Raw genomic sequence first — 14,070 nt, 5'->3', positions numbered from 1 at the left:
TTTCCTGCTTATTCGCAAATGGCGCCAGAGGCTTAATGCCGGCACCACTTGACGAACCCGCCGCCTTCTTTGCATCAAGCCGTGACGGGTGTTCAAGGGACTTCGTAACGAGGCGCCCCCATGAAAATCACTCTCCAAAAGCGCAACAGGTTGCACTCACCACTAGCCCAGCCACGCCTCCTCCTGGCACTGGCTGCGGTGCTCTACGGCAATACTGCCCACGCCAGCCTCGAGCCGGTGCTGGAGGAGCGCATGACCGTTTGCACGGGACACCTGCAGAGCGTGGAACAGCAGATGGTCGGCCGTATTCAGCACATAGAAAACAGTGTCGGCAGTGAGATCCGCCGCCTGCCTGAGCTGGAGGCCGCGCGCGGGCGTCTTGAGCGTCAGTTGCAACAGGAGCGCCAGCGTTACCAATCCCTGCCATGGCGACCTGAACACGATCAGGCCCTGCGCGGCATCAGCAACGAGATAGCGGCCATCCAATACAGCATCGCCATTGGCCGCTCGGCCGAGCGCCAGATCGCAGCAGTCAAGTCGCTATTGGCGTCATCACGCGAAACCAGGCAGAGCATTACCCACGACCTGGACGAATTTCTGTTCGCCGGCGACGACTGCGCTGCTAACCCGGCCCGGCTGCGCAAATGTCAGGCCGATGCCCTTGCCCTGCTCAAACCGCCAGCGCAAGCCAACCTCATCGCTGGCCGGAGATTACTGGAAAAAGCCTGGTCGCCGTTACGCGACCAAGGCGTGCGCTTCCCGACCTCCTGGGAAGTGGATTGCAGCCCTGATAACCCACCCAAAAGGCCCTTTCCATGAATGAAGTCATCCCGTTCATCAGCCGCAACGCTCGTATCGACAGCGCCATCAGTAAGCATATCGAAGCACTGAGCACCGCCACACCGCTGCGTTTGCCTGCCGAGCAGACCGCGCTGGTCGCCAACTATGTCGAGAAGATCGAAGGCACCTATGACACCAGTCGGGCCAAGCACGATACCGACCATGCCATTGATCTGCTCTATATTGCCTACAACACCACACCTCAGGAGCAGGGAGACATTCGCATCAAGATCGGCTCGATCATGAATGAATTGATCACTGCCCAACAGGAAAGTGAGCGACGCATCAAGAATGCCATCCGCGTCGCCAACAGGATTGGCACAACCTTGCGCAACTGCCTGCCTGACTGGCTCGATGTCAAGGAGGGTGGCGATCCTGAGGAAATCAAGGAATTCGTCACGACTGATTTGCTGGCTATGGCCAACGAGATCACCCAATCGGCAATCACCGTGCGCGACAGCCTCACCACCATCGCAGACAGATACGATGTCATCATTCGCAACACCGCTGACGCTACAGCCAGGAGCGAAATTGCGCTGAGCGATACCATCCAGGCCGATACCAAGCTGGAGAAAGAACTGGTCATCGCCAATGCCCGTCGCCAGATGCTGGACAGCCTGGTTGCCGACCTGCAACAACAGGTCGCCCGCTACGAAAGGCTGGCTCAAGAGTATGGCAAGCAGGCAAAAAGCGCCGAGCAGAAATCGTTCTGGGCCTCGCTTCTGAAAACCGGCGCGCAAATGCTCGGGGCTGTTCTGCCCATGGTGGCGCTGGGCGCGACCGGAGGCGCGTCGGCAGTCGTTGGCGGTGCGTCAATGGCAGCGGCATCCGGACTCGGCCAGCAACCACAAGCTGATGGCTTGAACAAAGACATCCAGATGAAAAAAGCCCGCTCTGAGCTACGTGCCGAGCAGACCCTGCTCAAGGAGCAGAGTGACAAGTTGAAATCCAACCTGGATGACCTGACCAAGCGCAATACCGACGCTGCTGATCCAGCGAAAGGCACTCTGCATGACCGTATCAAAGAGGTTCAGGCTGACCTGGATAAAGCTGCCGCACGGCAAGCCGAACTCAACCAGGAGCTGTCGCAGCTGGAGGCAGCGCTCAAGGCAATAGGCGAGCATGCGGCATCGCTGAGTGCCGAGCAACGCAAACAAGCAGGCAATCTGCGCGACCTGCAAATGCAAATGCTTGGCAAAGCCGAGGAGTACGAAAACACCCGGCGCGAACAAGCTTCCGAACTGGTCAACCTCACCGCCCTGCTCGCCGGCCAGCGCAATGAGAAACAGAACATCGAACTTGCGGTTCGGTCATTGAACCTGAGCGTTAGCGCGCTTAAACGGACCAAGGAAATCGTCGAGGAAATGGCCTTTTTCTTCAAATCGTTCTCCGACTTCATGCAGGTCATTCTCGACCAGGCGAGGGATCAGGTTTCCAGCTATGAGAGCGCTGGCAACAGCGCAAGGCTGCGTGCCAATCGCCTGGCCCAGTTGGTCCGCTCCACCGATGAGTTCTTTGTCAGTCAGGCCGGACAGTGGCTGGCGGTTGGCGTGGTGTCGGACCGATTTGCTCAGACCTTCAAGGATGGCTGGAGCAAGTTGAACAAGCTTTCAGGCACGTACATCACAGGCGATGAATTGCCAGCGTATATGGACCAGGCATCCTTCACGTTGAAAATGATCATCGAAGACCGTAAAAACGCCAGTCACCAACGTCTGGTTTATCTGGCCGCCTACCGCGACGAATTGAGCGCTTGATCAGACCGCTCTGAGCAGCCGCACAGGGGCCCCTACCCCCTGGCCTGTCCAGCCCGTGGCCGGTTCCCGAGAGCCGACCATGGGCTGCGGCCAAAGCCGGCTGTGCCTTCACCTCACCCCCTCACACCCAGCATGCCGCGCTCGACGATAAAGTCGATCACCGCTTGTAGCCCTTCACCCTTTTTCAGATTGCTGAAGGTCCAGGGCCGCGCTGGCCGCATGCGATTGGTATCACGTTCCATGACCTCAAGCGATGCGCCGACATAGGGCGCCAGGTCAGTCTTGTTGATCACCAGCAAATCCGACTTGGTAATACCAGGGCCGCCTTTGCGCGGAATTTTCTCGCCTTCGGCAACGTCGATGACGTAAATGGTCAGGTCGGCAAGCTCAGGGCTGAAGGTAGCGCTGAGGTTGTCACCACCGCTCTCGACGAAGATCACCTCCAGGTTACCGAACTTGCGCGCCAGGGCTTCGACCGCCGCCAGATTCATCGAGGCGTCTTCACGGATCGCCGTATGCGGGCAACCGCCGGTCTCTACACCCACAATGCGTTCGGGCTCCAGGGCGCCGGCTTCGGTGAGAATGCGCTGGTCTTCCTTGGTGTAGATATCGTTGGTGACCACGGCGATCTGGTAATGATCGCGCATGGCCTTGCACAGTGCCTCGAGCAGCGCGGTCTTGCCGGAGCCGACCGGGCCACCGACACCGATGCGCAGGGGTTGCTGATAGTTTTGCATGTTGGCAGTCCTCAAGAACGGAACAAACGGGTGTATTGGGTTTCGTGACGCGACGAGGCGATGGCCAGCAGCGGCAGGCCGCCGCCCAACTGCTCGTCGTCCAGCTCCAGCGCCATGTTCAGCACCGCCGGCAGCTCGCCAGCCAGATCACGCAGGACGGTCTGCGCGGCCTGCTGGCCGAACGGCACCAGCTTGACCCCGGCCATGACCGCGCCTTCCAGCCAGGCGAAGCCGAGCCCCAGCGCTAGCTGGCGTAAAGGAATCGCCCAGTGCACGGCGAGCCAGGCCATGGCGCCTAGCTGAGTGAGTTCAAGCTGCGGCCGCCAGGCAGGGTCTTGGCCGAGCTGCCAGCCATCGAGAATGCGCGCCAGCGCGTAGCCACGCTGGCGCTCTTCAAGGCGCAGCTCGGCGGTCTCGCGATTGGCCAGGAGAAACTGGCTCCAGCGCCCGAAGGCCTCGACGTCGGCGCGTTCGCACGCGCAGTACAGGCGGGCCAGCAGCGGCCAGTCGAGATAGCCGAGGGTGTCGTGCAACTGCTCACGCTGCCAGTTGCAGAAACCTTCGGTAGTACTTACCCAGCCGGCTTCGACCGCCCACTCCAGCCCTTGCGAGTAGGTAAAGCCGCCCACCGGCAAGCCTGGGCTGGCCAGCTGCAGCACACGCAGCAACGCCAGGTCGCTGCTCATCAGCCGACCAGCATGACAGCGGCCGACGCCAGCAGGCCGCCACCGCAGGCTTTCTGCAATTTGGCATGGCGGCGCAGCAGGCAACCAACGGCGAAGCCCGCCGCAAGCAGCAGCCCGCTAACGGTGACGAAGCCGGCACTGAACAGCCAGAACGCACTTGGTGTTGCTTCAACGCCGTGTGCCCAGCCGTGGAACAGGGCAAACAGCGGCATTGCCAGGGCCAGCAGCAGTTGGCGGCCAGGCACCAGCAGCGCCGCCGCGGCTACCAGCAAAGAACCGACGATCATGCTTTCCATGCCCAGCACACCGCCGAACAGGTGGCCGGACACGGCACCGGCAAACATTGCTGCCAGGGTGGCCAGCGGCAACAGCAGGTTGCGTCGGGTCAGGGCGGCGAGCACGCCAGTACCGAGCAACATCAGCAAGTGATCAAGGCCGGTCAACGGATGCAGCAGGCCATCGTGCAGCGGGCTGCTGTCATGGCCAGGGTGCGCGAAGGCCGGTACGGCTACCAACAACAGGGCAAGGGCGAGTGTCTTTTTCATTTGGGTTCCTTATTAGTGGGCAGCGGGCATACGCACGAAGGGGTGATCGTTGCCGTGGGTATGGCTGTGTGGCGCGCTCTGATAAGCGCCGGCTTCCGGCTCGAACGGTGCCTGCTCGACCGTGACCTGCAGGCCAAGGCCACGGACCATGTCGTCCAGCACATAGTCATGCTGATAGCGCAGCAGGCCGGTATCGATCTGCAACGGCACGTGGCGGTTGCCCAGGTGGTAGGCAGCCCGAGCCAGCAACAACGGGTCGCTGCAGCGCACGGTCGACACCGACTCGGCAGCGGCCAGCACGCGCACCAGGTGCACGCCGCCGCCGTCGCCGAGCAGCTCGCCGCCACGCAGCAGGTGGCCACGCTCAAGCATCAGGCCGGCATCGCGGCCATCGTCCAGCGTCACCCGCAGGCGGCTCTTGATCCGGCTGTCGACGCTCAGAGTCACGGTGCCGGTGACCGTCTGCTCGGCGCTGTCGGCGGCGCTGATGCGCCGGTTGAGAACAATCATGAGGGGAGCTCCTTCAAAACAGAAAATAGCGTTGCGCCAACGGCAGTTCGCTGGCTGGCTCGCACACCAGCAGCTCGCCGTCGGCACGCACCTGATAGGTTTGTGCATCGACTTCGATCTGCGGTTGCAGCGTGTTCAGGACCATGTCGCGTTTGCGCACCTGCCGGCAGCCCTTGGCCACGCCGATCAGGCTCTGCAGGTTGAGCTGCTCGACCACGCCCTGATCGAGGGCTGCCTGCGACACGAAGGTCATGCGTGTGGCATGGCGAGCGGCGCCCAGTGCGCCGAACATCGGCCGGTAGTGCACCGGCTGCGGCGTTGGAATCGAGCCATTGATATCGCCCATCGGCGCGGTGACGATCATTCCGCCCTTGATCACCAAGGCCGGTTTGACCGCGAAGAACGCCGGTTTCCAGAGCACCAGGTCAGCCAGCTTGCCAACTTCCAGCGAGCCGACTTCATGTGCGATGCCGTGGGTGACTGCCGGGTTGATGGTGTACTTGGCGATGTAGCGCTTGACCCGGAAGTTGTCGCTGTAGTCGCTGTCAGGCGCCAGCGGGCCGCGGCGCAGCTTCATCTGATGAGCGACCTGCCAGGTGCGAATCACCACTTCGCCAACCCGGCCCATGGCCTGCGAATCGGACGAGGTCATGGCGAATGCGCCCATGTCGTGGAGGATATCTTCAGCGGCAATCGTCTCGCGACGGATGCGCGACTCGGCAAAGGCCACGTCTTCGGCAATGCTTGGATCGAGGTGATGGCAAACCATCAGCATGTCGAGGTGTTCATCGACGGTATTGACGGTGTAAGGCAGGGTCGGATTGGTCGACGACGGCAGCACGTTGGCCTGCCCTGCCGCGCGGATGATGTCCGGGGCATGGCCACCGCCAGCGCCTTCGGTGTGGAAGGTATGAATGGTGCGGTCGCCGATGGCGGCCAGGGTGTCTTCGATACAGCCCGACTCGTTGAGTGTGTCGGTGTGGATCGCGACCTGGATATCCATCTCTTCGGCCACGCTCAGGCAGCAGTCGATCGCAGCCGGAGTCGACCCCCAGTCTTCATGCAGCTTGAGCCCGACTGCGCCGGCAGCGATCTGCTCGCGCAACGCTTCAGGGCGCGAGGCGTTGCCCTTGCCGAGCAGGCCGATATTGATCGGCAGGCTGTCGGCCGCTTGCAGCATGCGCGCCATGTACCACGGGCCAGGCGTACAGGTAGTGGCGTTGGTGCCGGTGGCCGGCCCGGTGCCGCCGCCGATAAACGTGGTAACGCCACTGGTGAGGGCCTCTTCGACTTGCTGCGGACATATGAAGTGGATGTGCGAGTCGATCCCGCCAGCAGTGACGATCTTGCCCTCGGCAGCAATGACCTCGGTGCCAGGCCCGACCGGCACGGTGACACCAGGCTGAACATCCGGGTTGCCGGCCTTGCCGATCACGGCAATCCGCCCGTGCTTGATGCCGATGTCTGCCTTGACGATGCCCCAGTGATCAATGATCAGCGCGTTGGTCAGGACCAGGTCCATCGCCTCGGCCGCCAGCATCTGGCCCTGCCCCATACCGTCACGGATGACCTTGCCGCCGCCGAATTTGACCTCCTCGCCATACACCGTGAAGTCTTTCTCGACCTCGACCCACAACGCCGTGTCCGCCAGGCGCACTCGGTCACCTACGGTCGGGCCGAACATGTCGGCATAGGCGCGACGCGACAAACGGCTCATGACCTGCCCTCCAGTGGGCCCATCACCTTGCCCTGAAAACCGTACACCTCGCGTTTGCCTGCGTAGGCCACCAGTTGCACGGTGCGTGCCTGCCCTGGCTCGAAGCGCACCGCGGTGCCTGCCGGGATATCCAGGCGAAAGCCCAGGGTCGGCTCACGCTCGAACACCAGCGCATCGTTGACTTCATAGAAGTGATAATGCGAGCCGACCTGTACCGGTCGGTCACCGTGATTGGCAACCTTGACGGTGACCGTTGCCCGGCCGACGTTGAGCTCTATGTCGCCAGCGGCGACCTGGACTTCACCCGGAATCATGCCGGCCTCCTCAGACGATGGGATCATGAACGGTCACCAATTTGGTGCCGTCAGGAAAGGTTGCCTCGACCTGCACGTCATGGATCATTTCCGGTACACCGGGCATGACCTGATCGCGGCTCAGCACTTCACGGCCCAGGCTCATCAGCTCGGCGACGGTGCGGCCATCGCGGGCGCCCTCCATCACCGCAGCGCTGATCAACGCCAGGGCCTCCGGGTAGTTGAGCTTCAGGCCACGGCCCAGGCGGCGCTCGGCCAGCAATGCGGCAGTGAACAGCAGCAGTTTGTCTTTCTCTCTGGGGGTCAGTTCCACGGCGTCTCTCTCAGGTAGCCCAGATGCGCGGCGGGCATGGCGCCAGGCCGAGAACGGCCGGGCGCAGCACATGCCACAGGCGCTGCAGGGTGTGTTGCAGATGTTGGTTGTCGTGATCAAGCAGGCGGATCACCAGCAGCTCGCCCATCAAGGTCGCCCCAGCCGGACTGCCGAGGGTGTCGAGCAGTTCTCGGACCTGCTCGAGCAACGCCTGGTCAGCGGGCGCGGCGCAAAAGGTCGCCAGCAGTGGATACCCGCCGACCTTGGCCAGGCGCCCGCCCTCGATGCGCAGGCGCTCGTGCAGACCCGGATCACCCGGCAGTTCGACGCGCAGGCGGCTGTCCAGCGCGCCTTGCTCGAAGCGTTCATTCATTACCGGGCGACCCAGGCATAGCGTTTCCCAGGCAAGTAAACGCGCGCCGGGCTCGAGGGTGAAGCGGCTGGCCAGGCTCGCCCTGGCGCCGGAAAAAAAGATGCTGTCCTGGGGCAGCCATTCCAGGGTGCTGCCGGCCTGTAGGTGAAAGTGCTGATGCAAGCGCGCGGTCGGGCCAATGCTGCGGTAGAACTTGCTCGCACCGGGCATGGTCAGCAGCGCGTGGCTGCCGGCTTCCAGCTGGATGTCCAGCTCAAGCCGGTCACCGGCGACGATGCCGCCTGGCGGGTGCAGGATGTACACGTGGCACGGTGCGCCTTCGGGATAGAACGGTCGCTGCACCAAAAGAGGTCCGAAATGATTGCGCGCACCAAGGCGGGTCACGCCATCGCGCTGCACAAAGCGCAGCTGCAGGTAGGCGCTCCAGCCGCTGTCGTTATCTTGCTGCTCGATCTGTTGCGCCAAAGACATCCTGGCCCCCTGAAAATCCCGACCCTGCGGCCCTGAGCCGATCAGCGCGGCGCCTGTGCGCGCAGCGTCTGACCAGTCGATCAATTTTGCTTGGGAGATGTATTGCAGATTGCGGGCCAACTCGGCCCTGCAGTGAGGCACAAACCGCTCTGGCAAGGGGCATAGGGTTGCTGACCGCACAATCGCAGGGCGTCGCCTGGCCCCGTTTCAGTGCCGCCACGTGGGTGCTGGAGGATGCGAAGCGGGTTACAGTAGCGCCTTCAGCTGACCAAGGAAGTCACCATGCAATTTGCACCTGCCATCCCGATCCTGCGGATCTTCTCGGTCGACAAAGCCAAAGAGTTCTATCTCGATTTTCTCGGTTTTACGCTCGATTGGGAGCACCGGTTCAGCCCGGATCTGCCGCTGTACGCACAAATCCGTCGCGATGGGCTGATCCTGCATCTGTCCGAGCACCACGGTGACGCCTCACCCGGCTCGACCATCTTTGCCCGCGTCGACGACCTGCGCGTGCTGGAGCGCGAACTGCAGGACAAACAGTACGGCTACGCCCGCCCCGAGGCCGAAATCGTCGATTGGGGCTTGCAGATGCAGGTCTGGGATCCGTTCGGCAACCGCCTGCGCTTCTGCCAGCAGAGCGAAGACTAGCGATTGGCCTTGGCCACCCTGCCCTCGCTGCAGGCGCTTGAGCCATCTCTTTCAAGGTCTTCGGAATTAATTCTCGACTTGAGTGTGCAGGGGCCGCTTTGCGGCCCTTTCGCGACACAAGGCCGCTCCTACAGAGACCGCGCATGGCGACGGGACGAGGTGCCGGGGCCGTGACTGCCCAATGGACGCGGTCCCTGTAGGAGCGGCCTTGTGTCGCGAAAGGGCTGCAAAGCAGCCCCAGCTATCCCAAGCTGGACCAACGATATCACTCGCAAAGACCTTGAAAGGGATGGCGCTTGAACGAATGCTCGACCAGTTCAGCGGTGGCCTGGTGTTGGTCTCCCATGACCAAGCCTTTTTACAACGTCTGCAACTGCACGATTCGCTATGGCTTGGATGAATCTGAGACTGGACGTTTCCGATCTGCGGCGGATGTATTATCGTGGCGTGGTGCGCAAATAACAGCAGCCCGAGAGATCGGGCATCTGCAAGACAATCGAGGGTGTCATGAGTAACGAGAGCATTAACTGGGACAAGCTGGGCTTCGACTACATCAAGACTGACAAGCGCTTCCTGTCCGTGTTCCGCGATGGCGAGTGGGACAAGGGCACCCTGACCGATGACAACGTGCTGCACATCAGCGAAGGCTCGACCGCCCTGCACTACGGCCAGCAGTGTTTTGAAGGCCTCAAGGCCTATCGCTGCAAGGACGGCACCGTCAACCTGTTCCGCCCGGATCAGAACGCCCTGCGCATGCAGCGCAGCTGCGACCGCCTGCTGATGCCACGGGTGCCGACCGAACAGTTCATCGAAGCCTGCAAACAGGTCGTCAAGGCCAACGAGCGGTTCGTGCCGCCACACGGCAAGGGTGCCCTATACCTGCGTCCGTTCGTGATCGGTACCGGTGACAACATCGGCGTGCGTACCGCACCTGAGTTCATTTTCTCGGTATTCGCGATCCCGGTTGGTTCGTACTTCAAGGGCGGCATGACTCCGCACAAGTTCCTGATCTCCGATTTCGACCGCGCCGCGCCCCAGGGCACCGGTGCCGCCAAAGTCGGTGGCAACTATGCGGCAAGCCTGCAGCCGGGCTATGAGGCGAAGAAAGCCGGCTTCGCCGACTGCATCTACCTCGACCCGCTGACCCACTCGAAGATCGAAGAAGTCGGTTCGGCCAACTTCTTTGGCATCACTGCCAACAACGAGTTCGTCACGCCGAAGTCGGCTTCGGTACTGCCGGGCATCACCCGCCTGTCGCTGATGGAGCTGGCCGAATCGCGTCTGGGCCTGAAGGTCATCGAAGGCGACGTACAGATCAACAACCTCGAGCGCTTCGTCGAGGCCGGTGCCTGTGGCACCGCAGCAGTGATCACGCCAATCGGCGGCATCCAGTACAACGGCAAGCTGCATGTGTTCCACAGCGAAACCGAAGTAGGCCCGGTCACCACCAAGCTGTACAACGAGCTGACCGGCATCCAGAGCGGCGACGTCGAAGCGCCGGCTGGCTGGATCGTCAAGGTCGCGTAAGCGATAACGCCATGCCCTTGCGGGGCAAGTCGGCTCTCATTGACCGCGTGCGGTTGAGTGAGAGCGGGCTTGCCCCGTAATGCTTTTTAGCCAGATGAATTTTTCTTAAATCGCCGTTTGGCTATTCTTTGGCACAATCGAACCTTAATTCGCCGCCCAGGAACCAGCATGCCCCGCGTACTGACCATCGAAGACGACGCCGTCACCGGCCAGGAAATCGTCGCTGAACTGACCAGCCACGGCCTGGATGTAGAGTGGGCCGACAATGGCCGCGAAGGCCTGGCCAAGGCCATTGCCGGTGGCTACGACCTGATCACCGTGGACCGCATGTTGCCCGAAGTCGATGGCCTGACCATCGTCACCACCCTGCGCAGCCTGAAGATTGCCACGCCGATCCTGATGATCAGCGCCCTCTCCGACGTCGACGAACGCGTGCGCGGTTTGCGCGCCGGCGGCGACGATTACCTGACCAAGCCGTTTGCCTCCGATGAAATGGCTGCCCGGGTCGAAGTGCTGCTGCGCCGCAACAGCGTGCCGATGACCCAGACCCGCCTGCAAGTGGCCGACCTTGAGCTGGACCTGATCAGCCACGAAGCCCGTCGCGGCGAGCAGACCCTGAACCTGCTGCCCACCGAATACAAGCTGCTCGAATACCTGATGCGCCATGCCGGCCAAGTGATCACCCGGATGATGATTTTCGAGGAAGTGTGGGGCTATCACTTCGACCCAGGCACCAACCTGATCGACGTGCACATCGGCCGCTTGCGCAAGAAGATCGACGCTCCCGGCCAGTGCGCACTGATTCGAACCGTTCGGGGCTCGGGCTATGCCATTGCTGAACCCGTCTAAGGGCTGGAGCTCGTCCACCAGTCGCCTGCTGGCGCTGTACAGCTTTCTCTTCGTGGCCTGGAGCAGCATCCTCATGGGGGTGTTGTATTTCGAGGTCTCGAACTACCTGAACAAGCTCACCCGCCATTCCATGCTGCAACGTCAGCATCTGTTTGCGCACATGAGCGGCAAACAACTGGACGACGCTCTTATCGCCAGCCAGGCCTTTGAAGAGCGCAGCTTCGACGCCTATGGCCTGTTCGACGCCCAGCTCAATCCGCTGGGCGGGCGTATTCGCGCCATTCCCAAGGAACTGCGCCTGGACGGCAAGGTGCATGAGCTCAAGCACTGTCTGGATAGCGCCGACCCGGGCATGATCCACGAAACCTGCGACGCGGTGGCGATCAAGGTGCAGGACGGCCGCTGGCTGGTGCTGTTCCGCGATAATGGCTCGCTGTTCGTGGTCACGCGGATCATCCTCGATGCGTTGCTGTGGGGCATATCCCTGACCCTCATTCCAGGTTTTGCCGGTTGGTACCTGCTGCGCCGGCGGCCGCTCAAGCGTATACGTGCGGTACAGGCCAGCGCCGAACTGATCGTTGCCGGCGACTTGACTCACCGCCTGCCACTGTCGGCCCGCCGTGATGAGCTGGACATGCTGGCGGCCATCGTCAACGCCATGCTCGACCGCATCGAACGGCTGATGCATGAAGTCAAAGGCGTCTGCGACAACATTGCCCATGACCTGCGCACGCCGCTGACGCGCCTGCGTGCGCAGCTGTACCGGATTCGCCAACAGAGCGGCGAGGATTCTGCCCAGGCCGAGGCGCTGGATCAGGCCATTGGCGAGACTGACACGTTGATGGCGCGGTTTCGCGGATTGTTGCGGATCAGCGAACTGGAGGACCGCCAGCGCCGCGCCGGCTTCGTCCAGCTTGATCCACAGGCGCTGCTGGTCGAGCTGTATGACTTCTACCTGCCGCTGGCCGAAGACCGCAGTATCGAACTGCAACTGCAGCAGCCAGCGCAGTTGTCGGCGCTGCACGGCGATCGCGAGCTGCTGTTCGAGGCGCTGGCCAATCTGGTCGGCAACGCGATCAAGTTCACCCCTGAAGGCGGCCAAGTGCGCATCGCCGCCAGCCAGGATGCCAGCGGCGTGCATGTAGCCATTGAAGACAGCGGCCCAGGCATCCCGGAACAGGAACGCACCGCCGTGCTCAAGCGCTTCTATCGGAGTGAGGAAGGCCATCGCCACCCGGGCTTCGGCCTCGGGCTGTCGATCGTTGCAGCGATCGTTGACTTGCACGGCTTCACCCTGGAAATAGGTGAAAGCCAATGGGGCGGCGCCAGGCTGGTCCTGCACTGCCCGCTCGCCAGCTGAACACCGGGGCCGCCTTGCGCGGCCCCGGTACTGCGGTCAGTCAGCCAGGCGCCAGGTGGTGGCGCCTTTGCTGTCCTCAAGCACCACACCCATTGCCGTGAGCTGATCACGGATACGGTCGGACTCGGCCCAGTTCTTGTCGGTCCGAGCCTGCAGACGCGCCTGAATCAGCGCCTCCACTTCAGCTGCGTCGACCTTTCCCTCGGCGCCGGCCCGCAGGAAGTCATCCGCCTCCAGTTGCAGCACACCGAGCACCTCACCCAATTCGCGCAGGCGCGCAGCCAGGCCAGCGGCAGCCTCGACGTCGGTGTCGCGCAGACGGTTGATCTCGCGCACCAAGTCGAACAGCACGGCGCAGGCTTCGGGGGTGCCGAAGTCATCGTTCATCGCCACACTGAAACGCTCGACAAATGCTTCACCGCCAGCAGGCACAACCCGTGGCAGGCCGCGCAGTGCGTGGTAGAAGCGCTCGAGCGCACCTTTGGCGTCGCGCAGGCTGTCTTCCGAGTAGTTGATCGCGCTGCGGTAGTGGCTGGCCACCAACAGGTAGCGGACCACTTCCGGGTGATACTTTTCCAGCACGTCACGGATGGTGAAGAAGTTGTTCAACGACTTCGACATCTTCTCGCCATTGATGCGGATCATGCCGCAGTGCATCCAGGCGTTGGCGTACTGCTTGCCGGTGGCCGCTTCGCTCTGCGCGATCTCGTTCTCGTGGTGCGGGAACTCGAGGTCGCTGCCGCCGCCGTGAATGTCGAAGCTCTCGCCCAGGCAGCAGGTGGACATCACCGAGCACTCGATGTGCCAGCCCGGACGACCCGGGCCCCATGGCGAATCCCAGCTTGGTTCGCCCGGCTTGACGCCCTTCCACAGGACGAAGTCGAGTGGATCCTGCTTGGCCTCATCGACTTCGATACGCGCGCCGATGCGCAGGTCTTCGATCTTTTTGCGCGACAGCTTGCCGTAACCGACGAATTTGCCCACCCGGTAGTAAACGTCGCCGTTACCCGGCGCGTAGGCATAGCCCTTGTCGATCAGGGTCTGGATCATCGCGTGCATGCCAGCGATATGCTCGGTGGCACGCGGTTCCTGATCCGGCGGCAGGATGTTGAGGCGTCGCTCGTCTTCGTGCATCGCGTCGATCATGCGTGCAGTCAGCGCATCGAAGGTCTCGCCGTTTTCATTGGCCCGATTGATGATCTTGTCATCGATGTCGGTAATGTTGCGCACGTAGGTTAGCTCGTAGCCGCTCTTGCGCAGCCAGCGGGTGACCAGGTCGAAGGCAACCATGCTGCGGCCGTGGCCGAGGTGGCAGTAGTCGTACACGGTCATGCCGCAGACATACATGCGCACCTTGTTGCCATCCAGCGGCTTGAAGGCTTCCTTGGTCTTGCTCAGCGTGTTGTAGATGTTAAGCACGGCG

At 62.2% G+C, this 14,070-nt stretch carries 15 protein-coding genes; 6 read left to right on the top strand and 9 right to left on the bottom strand.

All coding sequences use genetic code 11. The features are described from left to right. The first annotated feature begins 120 nt into the window (after nt 1-120). Nucleotides 121-819: a hypothetical protein gene (locus tag ACQZ2L_RS21630; RefSeq protein ID WP_430327785.1), complete on the top strand. Its 699-nt coding sequence runs from the start codon at nt 121-123 to the stop codon at nt 817-819. Next, nucleotides 816-2,597: a hypothetical protein gene (locus ACQZ2L_RS21625; protein ID WP_430327784.1), complete on the top strand. Its 1,782-nt coding sequence runs from the start codon at nt 816-818 to the stop codon at nt 2,595-2,597. The genes ACQZ2L_RS21630 and ACQZ2L_RS21625 overlap by 4 nt, the downstream gene beginning before the upstream one ends. A 113-nt stretch (nt 2,598-2,710) precedes the next feature. Here the strand turns inward: ACQZ2L_RS21625 and ureG are convergent, their stop codons facing one another. From ureG to ACQZ2L_RS21585, 8 genes are read right to left on the bottom strand one after another with little or no spacing between them, the layout of a single operon-like run. Next, nucleotides 2,711-3,334, bottom strand: a complete 624-nt coding sequence (gene ureG, locus ACQZ2L_RS21620; protein ID WP_430327783.1) for an urease accessory protein UreG — start codon at nt 3,332-3,334, stop codon at nt 2,711-2,713. An 11-nt stretch (nt 3,335-3,345) separates the two neighbouring features. Further along, nucleotides 3,346-4,020, bottom strand: coding sequence for an urease accessory protein UreF (locus ACQZ2L_RS21615; RefSeq protein WP_430327782.1), 675 nt, complete (start codon nt 4,018-4,020; stop codon nt 3,346-3,348). Further along, nucleotides 4,020-4,565: a HupE/UreJ family protein gene (locus ACQZ2L_RS21610; RefSeq protein WP_430327781.1), complete on the bottom strand. Its 546-nt coding sequence runs from the start codon at nt 4,563-4,565 to the stop codon at nt 4,020-4,022. The genes ACQZ2L_RS21615 and ACQZ2L_RS21610 overlap by 1 nt, the downstream gene beginning before the upstream one ends. A gap of 12 nt (nt 4,566-4,577) precedes the next feature. Then, complete coding sequence (gene ureE, locus ACQZ2L_RS21605; RefSeq protein ID WP_430327780.1) at nt 4,578-5,075, bottom strand: urease accessory protein UreE; 498 nt, start codon at nt 5,073-5,075, stop codon at nt 4,578-4,580. A gap of 13 nt (nt 5,076-5,088) precedes the next feature. Continuing rightward, the gene (gene ureC, locus ACQZ2L_RS21600; protein WP_430327779.1) at nt 5,089-6,792 is read right to left on the bottom strand and encodes an urease subunit alpha; all 1,704 of its coding nucleotides are present in this window, start codon (nt 6,790-6,792) and stop codon (nt 5,089-5,091) included. Further along, entirely contained in the window at nt 6,789-7,106 is a 318-nt protein-coding gene (locus tag ACQZ2L_RS21595; protein ID WP_430327829.1) for an urease subunit beta, read from the bottom strand. Before ACQZ2L_RS21595 ends, ureC begins: the two co-directional genes overlap by 4 nt. A gap of 10 nt (nt 7,107-7,116) precedes the next feature. Further along, a complete protein-coding gene (locus ACQZ2L_RS21590) occupies nt 7,117-7,419 on the bottom strand; it encodes an urease subunit gamma (RefSeq protein WP_314873480.1) in 303 nt (100 codons plus the stop codon). A gap of 10 nt (nt 7,420-7,429) precedes the next feature. Beyond that, the gene (locus ACQZ2L_RS21585) at nt 7,430-8,263 is read right to left on the bottom strand and encodes an urease accessory protein UreD (protein WP_430327778.1); all 834 of its coding nucleotides are present in this window, start codon (nt 8,261-8,263) and stop codon (nt 7,430-7,432) included. A gap of 282 nt (nt 8,264-8,545) precedes the next feature. Between ACQZ2L_RS21585 and ACQZ2L_RS21580 the strand changes: the two genes are divergently transcribed. The 4 genes from ACQZ2L_RS21580 to ACQZ2L_RS21565 all read left to right on the top strand — a co-directional run bounded on the left by ACQZ2L_RS21580 (nt 8,546) and on the right by ACQZ2L_RS21565 (nt 12,647). Beyond that, nucleotides 8,546-8,911, top strand: coding sequence for a glyoxalase superfamily protein (locus tag ACQZ2L_RS21580; protein ID WP_430327777.1), 366 nt, complete (start codon nt 8,546-8,548; stop codon nt 8,909-8,911). A gap of 507 nt (nt 8,912-9,418) precedes the next feature. Continuing rightward, nucleotides 9,419-10,438, top strand: a complete 1,020-nt coding sequence (locus tag ACQZ2L_RS21575; RefSeq protein WP_150569387.1) for a branched-chain amino acid aminotransferase — start codon at nt 9,419-9,421, stop codon at nt 10,436-10,438. A gap of 168 nt (nt 10,439-10,606) precedes the next feature. Then, complete coding sequence (locus tag ACQZ2L_RS21570) at nt 10,607-11,287, top strand: response regulator transcription factor (RefSeq protein ID WP_101319013.1); 681 nt, start codon at nt 10,607-10,609, stop codon at nt 11,285-11,287. After that, a complete protein-coding gene (locus ACQZ2L_RS21565; RefSeq protein ID WP_430327776.1) occupies nt 11,265-12,647 on the top strand; it encodes a sensor histidine kinase in 1,383 nt (460 codons plus the stop codon). Before ACQZ2L_RS21570 ends, ACQZ2L_RS21565 begins: the two co-directional genes overlap by 23 nt. Before the next feature lie 36 nt (nt 12,648-12,683). Here the strand turns inward: ACQZ2L_RS21565 and cysS are convergent, their stop codons facing one another. Further along, nucleotides 12,684-14,066 (bottom strand): cysteine--tRNA ligase, encoded by a 1,383-nt coding sequence (gene cysS, locus ACQZ2L_RS21560; protein ID WP_430327775.1) that lies wholly within the window; start codon nt 14,064-14,066, stop codon nt 12,684-12,686. Nucleotides 14,067-14,070 lie beyond the last annotated feature (4 nt).

Origin of the sequence: Pseudomonas shirazensis (genome assembly GCF_050496565.1) — a bacterium.
Lineage (GTDB): Bacteria > Pseudomonadota > Gammaproteobacteria > Pseudomonadales > Pseudomonadaceae > Aquipseudomonas > Aquipseudomonas shirazensis_A.
The sequence above is the reverse complement of the archived record's forward strand: the minus strand, read 5'-3'. Positions and strand labels throughout refer to the sequence as shown.